Below are 17432 nucleotides of genomic sequence, written 5' to 3' on the forward strand. Positions count from 1 at the left end.
CCTGCGTCTCCCCCTTCGGGGGACGGAAGGGGGCATTCTAACCGAGGGCAATTTTACACACAAATATGGACTTGATCGTCCGGATAAGAGCGAAACAACTCGTTTAGGGTTTCCTAGCAATAATGGCCGTTATCTGAAGTAATCCGCATTTTTCCAACCCCTTTAAGCCAAACAAAAAGGACTACGAGTTTTTTCGCAGTCCTGAACTCTTGATTAAGCCTTATTTGTCAACGCCGACTTTATTTTGACCCACTATCGCCGGTTTAGAACTGACCCACCCGGCGATTTTTTGTTGGTTAGGTGGTAGAGGGGGAGCCGTAGGCTCCAGTCCTCATCTTCTCACGAAGTCGGTAACTGTTCCCCCTAATGTTGACGATGTGGGAATGGTGTAAGAGCCGATCCAGAATAGCTGTAGCAAGTATCGGATCGCCCATTAGTTCCCCCCATTCACCGAAACTCTTGTTGCTGGTCAACAGAATACTCCCTCTTGGAAAAAGAGGTTGGCTGCCAAACTGTCAAACGGTAAGTAGGGTCTGCTGAACAGATTAAAAATCTAGTAACCACAAGGGTTTTTCCTCGTTTGTATGGAAATCATGTGCAAGGAAATCAACGATTTTCCTTCCAATTCCTTGCACATGGGCTGATCTGGATGTACCAATACGTCTCTCATCGCGAAAACCAATTGCTTCTTCCGGATGATTTTTTCTTGCCGTTTGGCGGCAAGTTGAATAAGGAAAAATTGTGGGTCAGGCTGGCTCAGTTGGTACCGTGGGCGTATGCGGAAGAGAAGTATGCCAAGTCCTTCCGTAACTCGTTTCGTGGTCAAAAGGCCGTTTCGATTCGCGTCGCTCTTGGTGCACTCATCATTCAGGAACGCTTGCAGTTGTCGGACCGTGAAACGGTTCAGCAGATCGCACCAGATCAAAGATCGAATCGTGAGCATTCGTCAACCGCACGTTCGCCCGATCGTACGTGGCAAAGTGAAAGCCCGTGTGGAGTTTGGTGCCAAGGTATCCGTTACCATGGTGAACGGATATGCGATTTTGGAACGCCAGTCGTGGGATAAGTTCAACGAGGGCTTAACGCTGATCGAAACCCTTGAAACGTAAAAGAGGCGCTTCGGCTTTTACCCGAAGGCGGTACTGGCCGAGCAGATTTATCGCACGCGGGAGAACCGGGCGTTTTGCCAAACACATGGCATTCGCTTGAGCGGTCCTGCGCTTGGCCGTATTCGAGCACGCCTTGCAACGACAAGCGAAACTATCATCGCGCTGCAACTCTTGGTGATGAACCTCGAGCGCAGGCTACGGGATCTTTTTGCCTTCTGGTTAAACTGCCTTCTTTCGTATAGAATTCTTGGTTTTGGAAACCGTTCAGCAAACCCTAAATTAGTTATCAGGGTAGCTGTCGGTAATGATTCTGGAGATGTCGTGGTTTCATCTACATATGACAGTCTGGGAAAAGCGATCACATTAGGCTGTATGACTGTTGGTGAAGGTGTACGCAAGTAAGAAAAAGGAGATATATAGTAGGTTATTATCATTTTATAGATTACTTTAGGGGGAAAAAATGAAAAAATTAATAGTTTCCTTTCTTGTCACTATAATGGCAATCATGAGTTTTACCGTTGTTAGAGTTCAAGCGCTTGATCCTGGCACAACGAATCAATTGTATCCCTTGAGGAAACCTAGTGGTGCTTCTTATTGGGATACGAGTAACCCTTCAGATTGGGCTTTAAGTGATGCCACGGGTAAAATTCACGCCAGGTTTACTCTACCTGCTCATACTTACCTTGATGTATTTGAAAATGGAGTCGGGATTGTTAGTAATTCGAAAACACGTAAATATGGATTAATTGATGATAAAGGAAAGGTTATCGTAAACTATAAATTTGATTATATTTCATCATTTGTTGACGGGTTTGCTCGTTATAGTAAGGGTGGCAAATATGGATTTATTGATATGCAAGGAAACGAAGTCATCAAGGCACAATTCGATTCAGTTGGGGATTTTAAATTTGGACGAGCTGTCGCATCAATCAACAAAAAGTATGGAATGATTGATCGAACTGGTAAGTGGATTATCAAACCTCAATATGATGCAATAAATTATCTTCCGCACCAGCGTTATTTCCCGAGTGAATCTATTCAGCAATACTCGAATGACCCTATATTGATAAAACAGGGAGATTTCTACGGATATATTAATATTCAGGGAGAGGTTGTTATTCCCCCGAAATTCGTATATGCATCCGAATTTTTTAATGGGCTCGCTGCTGTTCAAGAAGTTGGTAAGCCGAAAGGTTTTATCAACTGGAATGGTGATTATGCAATAGAGCCCCAATTTTATTTTGCTACCGCTTTTTATAATGGTATTGCTTATGTTAGTGCCTGGAAAGAAGAGGGGAAAACCTTGGGAGGAGGACTAATTGATAAAAATGGTCAGTGGATTGTTCCACCGGGTGATTATACCCCATTTGCAGGAACTTCATATTCTCCCGACGGATTCATAAGATTAAGCGTACACAGACCAGATGACGTACAATACCAAGCGGTTGTAAATACGAAAGGAGAGATGATAATACCTCCAACAATGTTTAAAAGCGTAGGTATTTTCATGAATGGGATTGCTAAAGTAGAATTGCAAGATGGTAGGGAGGGTTTCATTAATACAAAAGGAGAATATGTAGTCGAACCCACTTATTTTGGATCGTTTAAAAGAGAGTATGGCGGCGCGTTATCATTTAGAAATGGTTTATACGCTAGAAACTGGGGATTAGACGGATATCTGGATTATACAGGTAAGCTCGTTATCCCACCTTATCGATAGTTTAAGAAATATACCCTCCACGATTTGAACCGTGGAGGGTGTCACTCCAGGCTATAATTAACCCAGGAGCGCTGGAAAGAATTTTATTACTTTATTGTTTATGAAAAGATGCCTCTAGTCAACAGATACAAAAAAAGAGTGCCCATTTCTGGACACCCTCACCCTTCTTGAATCCTATCTCCACGCATGTACATTTTTTTCGCGTGGAAAAACGTTACGTGTGTAGACAAGGTTCTCTCCCCAAATAGTTCGTTCAAATAACCAGCTACTGCTTGCGCCGCGAATCGATTCGTAATCAACCGCTGCGGTTCCGATGCAATCACCTGTGAGCAAGCCAGTTCAGAAGGAGCGATTTCGTCCTCATCCTCTAATATGTCCGGGAAGCGACCGGCCACTGGCTCCAGAACGGTTTTTCCGTTCAATCTGAGTCCGGCTACTACTTGACCTGTCCATCCGGTATTGGCATGACGCTGCAATTCCTCCTCCGTCCATTCTTCTTGTGGACGGCCGTCACGGGGAACCCGGGCAGCTTCCACTCCCACATCGATGTAGAGCAACTTCTCTTGACTGAGAAAGTAACTGTGCATGACCTGGCGCGTATAATTGTTGTCCACAGCACCGATCAAAACCGGAAGAAAATACATGTCCCACCTGTAACAGCCGCGGTAATCCGTGAATTGAAACAGCCGGTCTAACGTTCTTTCATCTTCAATGTACCGTTCATCAAAAGCTGCGATCGGCACTTGATAATGGCTGCGGTACCGGTTAGCCAGAACCGCAGCTTTCTTCTGTCCGACATCCTTTGGGATAAACAGTTGATTGGCCAAATTCTTTTGTTCTACCGTATCCGGATCGGCCACCAGATAAAATCCCTGTACTTTGAATATGTTCATCATTTGGGCGCATTGCTGCAGAATATACCCTCCATTGGCGCCGGCGCCGATCTGTACGATGTAATAAAAAATCTTCTCCCGTTCGTCAAACCGTATCATCGTCTTCTGCTCCTTTCACGGAAACCTGTGGAAAGTCCAGATTCGGCGCAGACTCAAACGGCAGCTCGAAGACGGTATGGGGGTCGATCATCAAATACTCCCCATCCAAACACGTTCTCACCAGAATTTGCGGGAAGAAATCCAACACCCTTCCCACAACCGCGTAAAGGATCGGAGCCTGCTCGGAGCGATCATCTTGGGGTAGCGTCAGGGAAATGCGGATTTACAACGGTAAGCATTTGATACAAGTCTTATGAGACAGTCAGAAGTCATTTAAAACGCTAATTTCATTATGTCTCAATAAACTCTACTCTATTGGAATTGTGAAGTGATACACTTAAACTAACGTACGCAGGTTTGTTGAATAAGGACTTCAAAAAATACCCTTAATTAAGCTAAAAAGTCCTTCTCTTTATTAAGAAGGACTTTTTTATGTGTTATTCCATTGTCTCATTCATTGTAATAGTTTCGCTTGCTTCATGACCAGATTCTCCATGTCCTGGTCCAAACAAATTCAATATTACAACTCCTACAAGAATCAGTGTTATTCCTGCAATGCTAGCCATGTTAAGTTTTTCCTTCCAAACTAAAACTGAAATTACTGTAGTCAAAACAAGTCCTAAACCTGCCCATAATGCATATGCAGTGTTTAAGGGGATTGTTTTTAGCGACAAGGATAAAAAGAAAAAACAACCAACGAAAGCTATTATTACCCCTATTGTAGGATAGAGTTTTGAAAAGCCTTCAGATGCTTTTAATAGGGAAGAGCCAATAATCTCCCCCACTATTGCAAGTGCTAAATATAGATATGACATTATTCGTCCTCCTGAATCATGTTTATTAGTTCATCAAAAACTTGTGTTTTTAGTTCTTCATTTAATGGTGCCATTCCAAATATTTCTGAAAACCAAAGACCATCTATGGATAATCTTGTAATTGTTATTTTGACAGGATCAATTCCATCAGTTATTAACTTTGTATGCAAAATATCGTATCTCTGCCGGAATTCATCTAATAAATCTGGATTAATAAACATAGCAGCCATTAGTGCGGAATTTAGATTATTGTTTTCTAAATCGGAAAATGTAGATTTAAGATAAGCCCTATTCCATTTTCCTATTGCGTTATCATCGTCGTTATTAACTAACGTATTAATGCATTCGAAATAATTATTTGTCCAATCTTCCACCATTCCTTTAATTAATGCTTCCTTGCTAGGAAAATTGTATAATAATCCACCTTTACTCACGCCAGCTCTTTGGGCGACTGCCTCTAATGTGAGTTTGACAACTCCTTCTTCTTTTACAATTTCAGATGCAGCAATCAATATATTTTTTTTCTTATTAGCATGCTTTGAAATAGACATAATAACCTCCATAACTTAGATACATATAATATACCGTCTGGACGGTTTTTTTGTCAATCGAATTAAAGCTCTTATTTAATATCACTCTTTCACATAAAAATAATCCAATAAATTAATCTAAAGATTGTGAAGAAATGTACTTAAAGTAAAGGGAGCTTTAGTTCAACAGTCGATTTCTTAAAATCGGCTTTATTTATGGGTGAAAATTACATTACCGTTGTAAATCCGCATTTTCAGGACTCTACCCCAACAAGTGGTCCTGCAACAAACTCATCGGATACAGATGCTACATCGAGTGCAGGTGACAGTTCCTCAACCACTGGCGATAATTCATCCACAACCAGTGCCACTGCCACCACAGGTGATAACACCTCTACGCCTACAGCAACAGCGTCGACAGGCGATAATACTACCACCAATACCTCCAATGCTGACAACTCTTCAACGAACGACAACGCAAGCACCGCCAACAGCACGTTAAACTCCACCAGCTGCGCCACCAACGAATCCACGAATACCAGTGAATCCAACAACACCTTTGACTACAACAGCGCCTTAGTGAGCACGGCAAACGGGTTAGCGAGCTCGGCAAACAACTCGGCAAACACCGTCTCCAATGGCAACAACTTCACCGTTGGCAATCAAATTCAAATTAGCGACAATTCCGTGCTTTTAGCCTTATTGCTTTTGTTTTGCAAATGCCGTACCTGCTGTAACTGTCAGCCTTCTAGCGGATCAACAAGCGGCTGTACCTGCGGCACGTCGGGGACGACGAATTTGGAAGGGATTATTTCCAAACTGCTCGATGATGAAAAAAATAAACAACAGCGCATTTTTGATATGTTAAACCAAAATAATTCAATCGCTTAAGGAGGCGTTTACCCATGCTTGAAAACAGTTCAAAAACCACGTTCACGATGTCTCGCAAAAACGGAGAAACCACACTTTCGGTGGCGATCAACAATGGCAGCGACGAAGAAAAAAATATTAACATGGTCGTCAAAGACAGTGCAAACGGCAATGTATTGCCAAGTGTGATCGATGGCACAGCCATCGACAACGGGGTGACGCTGGAACCTAAAGCAATCAAAAACATGGTGATTGATACCACAAACGCCATCGGGCAAATTCTCGTGGAAATGGCAGGTGCAGGGAGGATGACAATGCGTCAAAAAAGTTCGTCATCCGGTGGCAAAACAAGCAACATCATCGAATTGATATTAAAATAAAAAATATGCTTCGTGAAGTATCGCGCAGAAACGATTCCTATAGCGCGATTCGTTGCCGATTCATTTGCTGCACGAGTGTTTCCTCGGTTGCGCAAATCGTCTCTACGAACCATCATGAAGGAATGATCTCCTAATATTAAATGACCGCTAATTAAGATTAGCGGTCATTTGGTGTTTTCAAAGCATACACTTGATGTCCGCTAACTCATTACGACCGCTGAAACAACAGGAAGGTGAGTGATCGGTAGTCCGGGCGGTGTAGCCCGGACTATTGGGCTTAGAGTAAGAAAAAACGCTAAGCCAGGTACATCCGAAGGCTTAGCGTATATTATCGTTAAAATGTTGGCGGTACCCCTACAGGAACAGGCCGAGAAAGCCGAACAGCGCCGCCAACGGAGACGCAACGTACAAGGCGAACAGGCCGAATACGGCGGTCCAGATGGCGATGAACAGGCCGCTCCTCGTGCCGACGTATCCGGTCACGGTCGGCCGCTTCTTCGTTCTGTCCATAATGGCGTCGATGTCCCGGTCGTACAAATTGTTGAACGCGCCCGCCGAACCGATGACGAGGAAAGATCCGATCCCGGCCAGGACGATCGTGCCGATCTTGTCGAAGAACGGGATTCCTTCTACGTACAGAGCCATGCACAGGCCGGCGAACATCGCGATCAAGTTGGATTTGATAATTCCGATCTTTATCGTATCGAATAAGACATGGATAAACGATTTGGTGGGCATTTCAAGACTCAGACGACTGTTTTGAACTCGCTGCACGGCTTATCCGCTCCTTCCAGATTATCCTCCCCCTATGCTAACATAACTTGCGCGATCATTCGCGGCTTTCGCGGAGACACCATCATTTTGTCATAAATTTATGTCGGCCCCGTCACAATTTCCGAATGATGGACGATCCGATTCGCCCCGCCGCAGCAGCGCGACCGTTTCCTCCACCGACTGATCGAGAAACGACCGGGGCGGACGGGACTTCGCCAGCACCGTCAGTCCGATCCACGAGACGGCCAGCGCTTGGGCCAAACCTTTGGCATGAATGCCGGGGGCCAGCTCGCCGGAACGAATCCCACGCTCGATTGCTTCCTGGAAGAGAACGGCGATATACATCTGATGCTCCCTGGTCAAAACCGCGAATTTCTCGTCATGAGGCGCCAGCTCCACCATCGAGTTGATGCAGAAGCATCCCCGGCTCGCCCCCTCTTCGTCCACCGTTGCCGTCGTGCTCCGAAACAGGCTGCGGAAAGCTTCTATAATAGAAGGGCGATTTTGCAGAGAGGCGCGGACGTATGCGGCATGGTCGCCCGTATACTTGCGGAGCGCGGCTTCGAACAGCTCCTTCTTGTCGCCGAAAGCCGCGTACAGGCTCGGGCGCTGTATGCCCATGCCAGCCGTCAGATCGCTTAAAGACGTCCCCTCGAACCCCTTCTCCCAAAACAGCCGCATCGCCGCATCGAGCGCCTGCTCCTCGTCGAACTCCCTCGTACGCGCCATACTTCTCCCTCATTTCGTATCGAACGGTATATTAAAATATACGCCTTGGAAAGTTGATTGTCAAAGGATTACCGCAGGAGTTGACAGATTCGATTCTTTAAAGCTATATTTGTGACGCTCTATTATTTACTGTTCGGTACAGAATAGAAATGCAGAAGAAACAGGAGGAATGGAGATATGAAAAATAGCGTTTCGCATTCGGGGAGTACGGCAGAAGTCGGTCATCTTGAAGCAGGAGCCGCGCAGCCGGCCTATCTTTCGCGGCGTGCGGCCTATTTGTTTGCCGCTGCCGCGGGGCTGGCAGTCGCCAATGTGTACTATGCTCAGCCGCTGTTGGATTCGATCGCGGGAGAATTCGGCATCGCCCGCTCCACGATCGGCATCGTCGTTACAGTAACGCAAATCTGCTATGCGCTCGGGCTGCTGCTGCTCGTGCCGCTGGGCGATCTGCTCAACCGCCGCAAGCTGATCGGGGCGCAGATGCTGCTGTCCGTCGCCGCGCTGCTGGCGGTCGGCTTCTCATCTTCGAGCGCGACGCTGCTCGTCGGCATGGCTGCGGTCGGAGGACTCGCCGTCGTGACGCAGACGCTGGTCGCATACGCGGCCGCTTTGGCTTCCCCTGCCGAGAGGGGACGCATCGTAGGCTTGGTGACAAGCGGCATCGGCATCGGCATTTTACTCGCCCGGTCGTTCGCGGGCTTATTGGCCGATATGGGCGGCTGGCGGGCCGTGTACTTCGCATCGGCGGCGCTGACGTCCGTTATGGCCGTCGCCCTGCTTCGGACGCTGCCTCTTCGCGAGCCTGCGAGCGAATCCGTCGCCTACCTCGGACTGCTTCGATCGATGCTTGCACTGTTCGTGCAGGAGCGGATATTGCGTGTTCGCGCCGTCCTTGCCATGCTGATTTTCGCCGCATTCAGCATTTTGTGGACTTCGCTGGCGCTGCCTCTCAGCGCTCCGCCGTTCTCGCTGTCGCATACGGCGATCGGCGCATTCGGACTGGCGGGAGCCGCCGGAGCGATGGCGGCCGCGCGCGCCGGCAGATGGGCCGATCGCGGCCTCGGACAGCGAACGACCGGAGCGGCGCTGCTTCTGCTGCTCGGCTCCTGGCTGCCGATCGGAATGACTCCGCATTCGCTGTTCGCGCTGCTCGCCGGCATCGTCCTGCTCGACGCGGCCGTGCAAGCGGTGCATGTGACCAACCAGAGCCTGATCTTGGCCGTGCGGCCGGAAGCCCGGAGCAGGCTGACCGCCGGCTACATGATGTTCTACTCGTTCGGCAGCGCGGCCGGTTCGATCGCCTCCACGATGACCTACCATGCCGCAGGCTGGACCGGCGTCTGTCTGCTCGGCGCGGCTGTCAGCGCCGCCGCCCTGCTGTTCTGGCTGTTCACCCGCCGTCCTTGAAGCGTGCGGCCCGCGCGGCCTCATAGCGATTGCGCGGCACGGGCAAGCCGAGCATGCCCCGCAGCGTATCGGCCTCGTACTCGCGGCGGAACAAACCGCGCTCTTGCAGCACCGGCACGACAAGCTCCGCGAAGTCGGACAACGTGCCCGGCACGTCGCTGTGCAATATAAATCCGTCGGCCGACCCCGTCTCGAACCATTCCTGCAAGCCGTCCGCCACTTCGGCTGCCGAACCGAGAAAACGCGGCTTCGGCGCGGCGAACCTGCGAATCGTCTGGCGCAGCGTCAGCCCCTTGTCCCGCGCCTCGCGCTTGACCCTGTCCGTAAAGCTCTGATAGCTGCTGCGCCCCAAGTCGCCCAGCTCGGGAAACGGACCGTCGAGCGGATACTGCGTAAAATCGTGAAAGTCGAAAAACTGCGCGAAATACCGCATCGCCTCCTCGATCGACAGGAGCGAAGCGGTCGCCTCGTACTTCTCCTCCGCCTCTTCCCTCGTTCGGCCTACGACGACGGCGGCGCTCGGCATAACGAGCAGATCGTCCGGATTTCGTCCCGCTGCAGCGGCTTTGCGCTTCAGCTCCCGATAATAACGCCGCGCCTCCTCCGGCTCGGTAATGCCGGTCATGACCGCGTCGGCATGGCGGGCGGCGAAGTTCTGACCGTCCTCCGAGGAGCCCGCCTGGAAGATGACCGGATGCCCCTGCTTGGAGCGCGCGATGTTCAGCGGACCGCGAACCGAGAAGAACTCGCCCCGGTAGTCGAGCGTATGCAGCTTGTCCGGGTCGTAAAAGACGCCGCTCTCCTTGTCCCTTACGAACGCGTCGTCCTCCCACGAATCCCACAGTCCGCGCGCCGCCTCCAAATATTCGCCCGCGATCCGGTAGCGCGTATCGTGATCCGGGTGCGCGTCCTCCGCTTTGCCGAAGTTGAGCGCCGCTCCGCGCATGCCGGTCGTCACGACGTTCCAGCCCGCCCGTCCTCCGCTGATCCGGTCGATCGAAGCGAGCTGGCGCGCTCCGGCGTAGGGTTCGCTGTACGTCGTCGACAGCGTGCCGACGAGGCCGATCCGCGAAGTAACGGCGCCCAGCGCGGCCAGAAGCGTCAGCGGCTCCAGATGGTTGACGAAATGCGGCGTCGATCGCTCGTTAATATAAAGCACGTCCGCGATAAAGACGAGGTCCAGCTTGCCGGCCTCCGCGATCTGCGCCTGCCGCCGGTAAAAGTCGAACGCGACGCTCGCGTCCGACTCGACCGCCGGATGCCGCCATGCGCTCGCGCTCGACCCGACGCCGTGCACCATAAAGCCCAGTTTCAATTGTTTGCGGTTTGCCGTCATCGGCTGCCACCCGCCTTTCTTCTATTATAAAGTTGCCTGAACCTGAACCTGAACCGGAACGGACGGCAATTCCGCCGCCGCGTCGAACCGGCTGAGAAACTGACGCACCCGCTCGTTACGGCTCGCGCCGAAAATATGGGCCGCCGTGCCTTCGTCCGCGATCAAGCCCTTTTCCATGAAGATGACGCGGTCGGCCACCTCCCGGGCGAAGTTCATTTCATGCGTCGCCACGATCAGCGTCATCCCTTCGCGCGCCAGTTCCTTCATCACCCGCAGCACTTCGCCGACCAGCTCCGGATCGAGCGCTGACGTCGGCTCGTCGAACAGCAGCACCGCCGGGTCCATCGCAAGCGCCCGGGCGATGCCGACCCGCTGCTGCTGCCCGCCGGACAGCTGTGCCGGGTAGCGGTCGGCGAATTCGCGCAGACCGACTTTGGCGAGCAGCTCCTCGCCCCGTCGGCGCGCGTCGCTGCGATTCCAGCGCTTGACGACGATCAGCCCTTCGATTACGTTCTCCAGCGCCGTCCGGTGCGGGAACAACTGATGGCTTTGGAACACCATGCCCGTTTTCTGCCGATAGCCGATCAGCTCGCGAGTCCGCTTTTTGCCGCCGTCCCCGAACTTCATCCGATGGCCGTCCAGCTCAAGCTCCCCGGAATCGGGAATTTCCAGCAGGTTCAGGCAACTCAGCAGCGTCGACTTGCCTGAACCTGAAGGACCGATCACAATCGTCGTCTCCCCCTTGGCCACGCGCAGGTCGATGCCTCGAAGCACCTCGGTGCGGCCGAAGCTTTTGCGAAGCTGCGTAACGTTCAACATGGCGATCCCCTCCTTTCCCGCTACAGCGAATAGTTGCCGAACTTCTTCTCCAGCCGGTGCTGGCCGACCGTCAGCGCGGAGCAGATCAGCAAATAGTAGCCGGCCGCGATAATATAGAGCAGCATTGGCTCGAACGTCGAGGCGGCGATCTGCTTGGCCACGCCGAACAGGTCCGGCAGGGTGACGAGAGCGGCCAGCGACGACGTCTTGAACAGGCCGATGAACTGGTTGCCGAGCGGCGGAATGCTGATCCGCGCCGCCTGCGGCAAGATGACGCGTCTGAGCACCTGGAAAGGGGACATTCCGAGGGAATATCCCGCCTTCCACTGCCCCTGCGGCAGAGATTTGATCGTCGAGCGCATGATTTCCGAGCAGTACGCCGCTTCCGCCACCGTCAGCGCGATGACGACCGTCGGGAACGCGGGAAGCACGATGCCGACATTCGGAAGTCCATAGAAAATGATGAACAGTTGAACGAGAATGGGCGTGCCCCGGACGATCCAGACGTAGAACCGCGAGGGCAACCGCAGGTACGGCCTGGGAGACAGGCCGGCCAGCGCGATCAGCAGAGCGAAGATCAGCGCCAGCGCGAACGAGACGAGCGACAGAGGAATCGTGTATTTCAGCATCCCCTGCAGGCTTGCGGCGTCCAGATTGTCCGGCGTATCGCTCTCCTTGTGGTAAGCGTTCAGCCCCATGGCGAACACGAAGTTCATGCCGGGCAGCCCGCTGTCCATAAGCGGGGTCAGATCGGTTTCGTTGGACAGCAGGTTATACGCATAATGCAGCAGGGAATACGCTACCGGCTGCGGAGCCCCCCGAACGAATTCCCGGATCAGGCCGCCGTTGTCCTCGCTCGTCTCGAACATAAAGGAAGGCCCGCGATTGCCCCGCGCGTCGAAATTAAGCGCCAGCCCGACGCTCCTTGCCAACGGGTGCTCGTACGCAAACGCTTTGGCTCCGTGCAGCCCCATTTCTTCCCCGTCCGTCATAAGCAGCAGCACGTCGTTCTTGAGCGGTTCGCCCGCTCTAAGCGCCCGCGCCGTTTCGAGCATGGCGGCGATGGCCGCCGCGTTATCTCCCGCTCCCGGAGTGCCCGGGACGGAATCGTAATGCGCCATGAGCAAGACGGCTTTGCCGCTGCCGCCGGCCGTGCCGGGAAAACGTGCGATGATATTTTCGATGGGGACGCGACGCCCGGGTTCCCATATCGAATCGGCTTCCGCCGTCTGCACCTCCGGCTGAAGTCCGAGCCCTGTAAGCTCCGCCAGCAAAAAATCCCTCACCCTGTCATGGGCGGGCGATCCGGCAGGACGCGGCTCGGCGGCGATGACACCGACCTTCTCCATCGCGCGTGCGGCGGAGAACGCGTCGGCCGGAGCGTCCGGACCGGCGGGCTGCGGAGCGCGAACCTGCAGCAGTCCGGCGAACAGCGCGACTAACAGCGCCGAGGCAATGCCGGTGCGCTTCAGCAGTCGCGCCGCGCCCGCGCCGGCTCCGGCGGAAGCTCTGCCGGCGAGAGGCGGTTGAGAAGTCATGCAAGCCCTCCTGACGGACGAGTCGAATTGGCTGGCCGAAGCCGTCGTTGCCTGCGATCGCAACATAGCCGAAAAAGCCGTCAAGATTACATTCGCTTCTTGACGGCCCGAGACCTTCTTTGCTATTTTCCGACCCACACGTCTTTTGCGTACCGGCCTTCATGCTCCAGGGCGAGCAGCCAATCCGCCGCCTCCTGCGGCGTCGCTCCCCGCTCGTCGCGATATGCCTGCATCAGCGCGGCTTCGACGTCTGGCGCCATCCTGACGCCGTCTCCGCAAAGGTAAAGATGGCCTTGCTCGGATAACAAACGGATGATTTCGGCGGCGTTGCGGGACAGCAAATGCTGCACATACGTCTTGGACTTTCCTTCCATCCGCGAATAGGCGGTATGAAGCGTAACGATGCGCTCCTTCTCGTACTGCTCCAGCTCTTCCCGGTACAGATGATCCGCCTCGCTCCGGCAGCCGAAGAACAGATGAGCCTCGCCAAGCCCGGCTCCTTGCTTCTTCAGTTCCGCCCGCGCCTGAAGGAAACCCCGGAACGGGGCCACGCCCGTTCCCGGCCCGACCATAACGATCGGCGCAGCCGGATCTTCCGGCAGACGGAAGCCCGATTCGGGCGAGCGGACGAATACGAGCACGTCGTCGCCCGCTTGACGGCCGGCCAAGTAAGTGGAAGCGACGCCGCGATATTCGCCCAACCCGCTTCGGGCCGGCTCCCGGACGACGGCGACCGTTATGCTTAGCCGTTCCGGCTGGACGCGCGGCGAGCTGGAGATCGAATAGTAGCGCGGCTTAAGCGGCGGGAGCAGCTCCAGAAATTTCTCGAAGGGCAGCTCGCACGCTTCGTATTTGTCGAGCAAATCCAGCATCGATACACGCGGGTTCAGAATGCGCTCCTCGTAAGCGGCCTCTTCCAGGCAGCTCTCCAACTCGCGCTTATGCGGCGGGCAGACCGTATACGCGGCCATCTCCCGCAATTGCGCGCGGGTCGCCGGCTCCTGCAGCTCCACGCAATGGCTGAGCAGATCGCCTGCGTTCACGGGACGGTTCAGCGGCAGATGCGCAGCGCCGCTCCCCTCCGCGGTCAAGATCAATTGGCTGCTCGCGTTAAGACGGAAGCGGCGAATGGCGCGGTCGACGTTATCCTTGCCGTTAACCGGCAGCACGCCGAGGTGATCGCCCTCCCGGTATGCCGTTCCTGCCGGTACGGCGATTTCGAGATGGCGCGTGCTCCGCCCGCTGCCCTCCGACTGAAGCTCGCAGTTGTCGCGCACGTCGGCGTACGCGGCGCCGTAGGTTCGCGCGAAGGGAACGTCCGGCGGCGCGTTGACGAACCGAACGCCCAGCGCCGGCCCTTCCCGCCCCTCGTCTCCGCCGACGTTCAGCTCGAACGTTTTGCCGATATCCGCCCACAGCGCCCGCCTCCACTGCCCGAGCTGTTTTTCCGTATCGCCGCCGGCATCAGCTTCCGCCCGGGCGGAAATTCTGCGGCCGCCCTTCCTCTCAAGCAGCTCGTCGATATATCGCGGTACGCTCTGGTACGTGTTCGACCAGTTGCGGTCGCCGCAGCCGAGCACTGCGTAGCGCACGCCTTCCAGTTCCCCCGGCTTGGCCTGCTCCAGCCATTTCACGAAGCCGGCTGCATTCTGCGGAGGCTTGCCGTTATAGGACGCGGTCACGATCAGCACCGCTCCGTCCGTCGGCAGCTTGCCGGCCCAATCGTTAAGCGGCGCGACCTCGCCCTTCATGCCGAATGCGCGGGCCGAATCGGCCGCCGCCCGGGCAATGCCTTCCGCCGTTCCGAGGTTGGAGCCGTACAGCACGAGCAAGGACGTCTTCTCCGCCCCCGGCACGGCGGTCGGAGCAAGCGGCTGGCGCTCCTCCTGCTGCCCGGCGATCTCTTCAGCCGCTGCCGGAGCCGCGCTTGCCGCCGATACTTGCCGTCCAGGACGAAGACGGACGCGCATCGTGAAGTCGCCGGGCTTAATCGTCAGCGTCTGCTTTACGTCCAGCTGATAGTCGCGGTGATCGATCAGCTCGAAATGCCTGACAATCATGCCGAGCACAAGCGTGGCCTCATACAGCGCGAACTGCATGCCGATGCAGGCGCGCTCTCCGTTGCCGAACGGCTTGTAGGCATGATTCGGCACCTTGGACGGATCCTCGAACCGCTCCGGGCGGAACGAGTCGGCATCCTCTCCCCATGCCTCTTTATCGCGATGAAGCTGCGGCAGCAGCACGCTGACGGTGTCTCCTTTTTTCATCGGATACTGCCCGCCGATCACCGTGTCCTCCTTGGCGTACAAGTCGAACCCCGGAGCGGTCGGCCACAGGCGCAGCGACTCGTTCAGAATCATGCGGATGTACTTCAGTTGGGTAACCTGCTTGTGCGTCGGGATCGATCCGGTCAGCACGCGGTCGACTTCCTCGCAGGCGTTCTTGAGCGCGGACGGATTTTTCAGCAGAAAATAGAGCGCAAACGACAGCAGGCCGCTCGTCGTCTCGTGTCCGGCAATGAGGAAGGTGATGATCTGGTAGCGGATGTTCTCATCGTCCAGCGTCTCCCCCGTCTGCGGGTCTTTGCCGCTCAGCATGCGGGCCAGCAGATCGACGTCGCCTTGGCTCCCCTTGGCCTTTCGCTCGGCGATAATTTTGTCCACCAGTTCGAACATCGTCGCGATATCTTCCTGGAACTGCCGCTTCGTCTTGACCATGAAGAAATTCTGGATGCCGAGCCGTCCGCTCCTATTCATCGCCTCGTTCAGCGCGCGCACCATGCTGACGATAAACGGGCTGTGGCTCTCCTTGTAGAAGCTGTTGAATCGATAGTTAAAACCGCATAAGCCAATCGTATCGAGCGTAAGCCGAGTCATGTCGTCAGCCACGTCGATGCTCTCGTCGGAATTCAGCCGCGCCCATTTCTGCACGAGCTGCAGAGCGATATCCGTCATCATGTCGTGGTAACCTTTCATCGCCTGCTGGCTGAACGTCGGCAGCAAAATGTTGTGCGCCTTGCGCCAGTTCGGCTCGTGCGTCCAGCTCGTGAACAGCCCGTCGCCGCTGAAGGCGCGCACGTTCTGCAATTCGCCGTAGACGTTCTTGTCGAACCGGGATACGTCGCACACTTCCGCCGCTAGCTTGTGTCCCGACACGACAAGCATGGAAAATCCGGGGCCCCGCAGCCGGTAGATCGGGCCGAGCTCCTCCGCCAGCTTGCACATGGACAGGGTCGGCTTTTCTTTATCGATCAAAGACAGATGGCCAAGCAAGCCGTAGGATTTCGGTTCGGGAACATAACCGGTCTTCATCGCGCTCCACATCCTCTCCGATTGGATATCGTCAGCCGCGATCCGCGTCTGCCGCCACACCGTGATACAACGTGTCGATAACCAGCTTCGCCGCCGATTTGCTGGCGATGCGCCCCTCGTGAACCTGCTGCCAGGTAACGAACAGCAGCGAATACAGCACTTCCAAAATCCAGTCCGCGCTCATATCCTCGCGGAATGCGCCCCCGCTCTGGAGCGATCGGATCGCTTCCCGGATCGGCTCCTTCACCCTTGCTTCGGCAGCGCCCATCTCTTCGCTGTAGTGAAGCGATGTTTCGTTGGCGAGGAAGTTGATCTTGTCGCCAAGCGGAATAAGCGCTTCGATCAGCTCCCGAATGTAATCGTCGCCGATCTCCCCGACGGGCCGAATCCGCCTTAACGTCTCCTCCACAACCTCGACCGCCCGCAGGCCGAGCTGCAGCATAAGCTGCTCCCTGCTTTCGATATAGCGGTGCAGCGTGGCGATGCCGATGCCGGCGTATTCTGCGATATCGTTTAACGAAGCGGTCGGCTTCTCGACGAGCAGTTCCGTCGCCGCGTCGAGAATGGCGCGAAGCTTCGCCTCCTTGGCTGCCGTTCTGCCGCTGCTCATAGCTTCTTCCTCCTCCTTTTCACTGTATATGATAGTATGATCTATCATTTGATATCATTTTATCTCATTTTAATTGCAATATCAACTCTGCTGCATGATGAAGGGGCTATCCCCATGAGTCAGTCCGACAAAAATGATGGACAGAAAGAATAGCCCGACGCAGTCGGGCTACAAGCTTCACCAACCTCTATTCTCTCGCTCCAACCCGATCCCATCCGGCTACAACCCTAAAAATGCGCCGACGCTCACTCTAACTCGCCCCCATCCGGCTGCAGCCCTAAAAATGCGCCGCGGCTCGCTCTAACCCGACCCAACCCGGCTACAGCTCTAAAAATGCGCCGTGGCTCGCTCTAACCCGATCCCAATCCGGTTGCAGCCCTAAACACACGCCGACGCTCGCTCTAACCCGCCCCAATCCGGCTGCAGCCCTAAAAATGCGCCGACGCTCGCTCTAACCCGACCCAGTCCGGCTGCAGCCCTAAACACACGCCG

14 protein-coding genes and 3 pseudogenes are annotated in these 17432 nt (G+C 54.4%); 5 read left to right on the forward strand and 12 right to left on the reverse strand.

Going from position 1 to position 17432, the window contains the following annotated elements; genetic code table 11:
• Window positions 1-296: 296 nt before the first annotated feature.
• Window positions 297-529, reverse strand: a pseudogene (locus tag AB1L17_RS31555) (ATP-binding protein); the annotation flags it as partial.
• Window positions 530-649: 120 nt separating this feature from the next.
• Here AB1L17_RS31555 and AB1L17_RS31560 point away from each other — a divergent pair.
• The 3 genes and pseudogenes from AB1L17_RS31560 to AB1L17_RS30305 form a co-directional block, all read left to right on the forward strand.
• Window positions 650-856: pseudogene (locus tag AB1L17_RS31560) on the forward strand (IS5/IS1182 family transposase); the annotation flags it as partial.
• Window positions 857-905: 49 nt separating this feature from the next.
• Window positions 906-1343, forward strand: a pseudogene (locus tag AB1L17_RS30300) (transposase); the annotation flags it as partial.
• A 226-nt stretch (window positions 1344-1569) separates the two neighbouring features.
• Window positions 1570-2829, forward strand: a complete 1260-nt coding sequence (locus tag AB1L17_RS30305; protein ID WP_412848671.1) for a WG repeat-containing protein — start codon at window positions 1570-1572, stop codon at window positions 2827-2829.
• 158 nt (window positions 2830-2987) lie between these two features.
• On the opposite strand, the gene AB1L17_RS30310 is transcribed toward AB1L17_RS30305, so the two are convergent.
• The 4 genes from AB1L17_RS30310 to AB1L17_RS30325 form a co-directional block, all read right to left on the reverse strand.
• Complete coding sequence (locus AB1L17_RS30310; protein WP_412848670.1) at window positions 2988-3821, reverse strand: ThiF family adenylyltransferase; 834 nt, start codon at window positions 3819-3821, stop codon at window positions 2988-2990.
• A gap of 437 nt (window positions 3822-4258) precedes the next feature.
• Window positions 4259-4636: a quaternary ammonium compound efflux SMR transporter QacH gene (qacH, locus tag AB1L17_RS30315; protein ID WP_000121134.1), complete on the reverse strand. Its 378-nt coding sequence runs from the start codon at window positions 4634-4636 to the stop codon at window positions 4259-4261.
• The gene (locus AB1L17_RS30320; RefSeq protein ID WP_412848669.1) at window positions 4636-5187 is read right to left on the reverse strand and encodes a TetR/AcrR family transcriptional regulator; all 552 of its coding nucleotides are present in this window, start codon (window positions 5185-5187) and stop codon (window positions 4636-4638) included. The genes qacH and AB1L17_RS30320 overlap by 1 nt, the downstream gene beginning before the upstream one ends.
• A gap of 233 nt (window positions 5188-5420) precedes the next feature.
• A complete protein-coding gene (locus AB1L17_RS30325; protein WP_412848668.1) occupies window positions 5421-5717 on the reverse strand; it encodes a hypothetical protein in 297 nt (98 codons plus the stop codon).
• A 354-nt stretch (window positions 5718-6071) separates the two neighbouring features.
• Here AB1L17_RS30325 and AB1L17_RS30330 point away from each other — a divergent pair, with 354 nt between their 5' ends.
• The gene (locus AB1L17_RS30330) at window positions 6072-6416 is read left to right on the forward strand and encodes a hypothetical protein (RefSeq protein WP_006211803.1); all 345 of its coding nucleotides are present in this window, start codon (window positions 6072-6074) and stop codon (window positions 6414-6416) included.
• A 354-nt stretch (window positions 6417-6770) separates the two neighbouring features.
• Here the strand turns inward: AB1L17_RS30330 and AB1L17_RS30335 are convergent, their stop codons facing one another.
• Complete coding sequence (locus tag AB1L17_RS30335) at window positions 6771-7190, reverse strand: UbiA family prenyltransferase (protein WP_274360047.1); 420 nt, start codon at window positions 7188-7190, stop codon at window positions 6771-6773.
• 90 nt (window positions 7191-7280) lie between these two features.
• A complete protein-coding gene (locus AB1L17_RS30340; protein ID WP_274360046.1) occupies window positions 7281-7919 on the reverse strand; it encodes a TetR/AcrR family transcriptional regulator in 639 nt (212 codons plus the stop codon).
• 177 nt (window positions 7920-8096) lie between these two features.
• Between AB1L17_RS30340 and AB1L17_RS30345 the strand changes: the two genes are divergently transcribed.
• Window positions 8097-9326, forward strand: coding sequence for an MFS transporter (locus AB1L17_RS30345; RefSeq protein WP_274360045.1), 1230 nt, complete (start codon window positions 8097-8099; stop codon window positions 9324-9326).
• On the opposite strand, the gene AB1L17_RS30350 is transcribed toward AB1L17_RS30345, so the two are convergent.
• The 5 genes from AB1L17_RS30350 to AB1L17_RS30370 form a co-directional block, all read right to left on the reverse strand.
• Window positions 9310-10662: an LLM class flavin-dependent oxidoreductase gene (locus AB1L17_RS30350; RefSeq protein ID WP_094046648.1), complete on the reverse strand. Its 1353-nt coding sequence runs from the start codon at window positions 10660-10662 to the stop codon at window positions 9310-9312. The two genes, AB1L17_RS30345 and AB1L17_RS30350, sit on opposite strands and share 17 nt — an antisense overlap.
• A 24-nt stretch (window positions 10663-10686) precedes the next feature.
• Window positions 10687-11481 (reverse strand): amino acid ABC transporter ATP-binding protein, encoded by a 795-nt coding sequence (locus AB1L17_RS30355; protein WP_274360044.1) that lies wholly within the window; start codon window positions 11479-11481, stop codon window positions 10687-10689.
• 20 nt (window positions 11482-11501) lie between these two features.
• Window positions 11502-13019 (reverse strand): ABC transporter permease subunit, encoded by a 1518-nt coding sequence (locus tag AB1L17_RS30360; protein WP_412848667.1) that lies wholly within the window; start codon window positions 13017-13019, stop codon window positions 11502-11504.
• A gap of 122 nt (window positions 13020-13141) precedes the next feature.
• Window positions 13142-16330: a bifunctional cytochrome P450/NADPH--P450 reductase gene (locus tag AB1L17_RS30365; RefSeq protein ID WP_205055318.1), complete on the reverse strand. Its 3189-nt coding sequence runs from the start codon at window positions 16328-16330 to the stop codon at window positions 13142-13144.
• Between the two features lie 31 nt (window positions 16331-16361).
• The gene (locus AB1L17_RS30370) at window positions 16362-16940 is read right to left on the reverse strand and encodes a TetR/AcrR family transcriptional regulator (RefSeq protein ID WP_412848666.1); all 579 of its coding nucleotides are present in this window, start codon (window positions 16938-16940) and stop codon (window positions 16362-16364) included.
• Window positions 16941-17432: the final 492 nt, after the last annotated feature.

The organism is Brevibacillus jepli (assembly GCF_047229145.1).
Lineage (GTDB): Bacteria > Bacillota > Bacilli > Brevibacillales > Brevibacillaceae > Brevibacillus.

Bases quoted from the DNA above. Each gene is read 5' to 3' on its own strand.
- AB1L17_RS30305 (WP_412848671.1), top strand. From the start codon at position 1,570: ATGAAAAAATTAATAGTTTCCTTTCTTGTCACTATAATGGCAATCATG.
- AB1L17_RS30310 (WP_412848670.1), bottom strand. From the start codon at position 3,821: ATGATACGGTTTGACGAACGGGAGAAGATTTTTTATTACATCGTACAG.
- qacH (WP_000121134.1), bottom strand. From the start codon at position 4,636: ATGTCATATCTATATTTAGCACTTGCAATAGTGGGGGAGATTATTGGC.
- AB1L17_RS30320 (WP_412848669.1), bottom strand. From the start codon at position 5,187: ATGTCTATTTCAAAGCATGCTAATAAGAAAAAAAATATATTGATTGCT.
- AB1L17_RS30330 (WP_006211803.1), top strand. From the start codon at position 6,072: ATGCTTGAAAACAGTTCAAAAACCACGTTCACGATGTCTCGCAAAAAC.
- AB1L17_RS30340 (WP_274360046.1), bottom strand. From the start codon at position 7,919: ATGGCGCGTACGAGGGAGTTCGACGAGGAGCAGGCGCTCGATGCGGCG.
- AB1L17_RS30345 (WP_274360045.1), top strand. From the start codon at position 8,097: ATGAAAAATAGCGTTTCGCATTCGGGGAGTACGGCAGAAGTCGGTCAT.
- AB1L17_RS30350 (WP_094046648.1), bottom strand. From the start codon at position 10,662: ATGACGGCAAACCGCAAACAATTGAAACTGGGCTTTATGGTGCACGGC.
- AB1L17_RS30355 (WP_274360044.1), bottom strand. From the start codon at position 11,481: ATGTTGAACGTTACGCAGCTTCGCAAAAGCTTCGGCCGCACCGAGGTG.
- AB1L17_RS30360 (WP_412848667.1), bottom strand. From the start codon at position 13,019: ATGACTTCTCAACCGCCTCTCGCCGGCAGAGCTTCCGCCGGAGCCGGC.
- AB1L17_RS30365 (WP_205055318.1), bottom strand. From the start codon at position 16,330: ATGAAGACCGGTTATGTTCCCGAACCGAAATCCTACGGCTTGCTTGGC.
- AB1L17_RS30370 (WP_412848666.1), bottom strand. From the start codon at position 16,940: ATGAGCAGCGGCAGAACGGCAGCCAAGGAGGCGAAGCTTCGCGCCATT.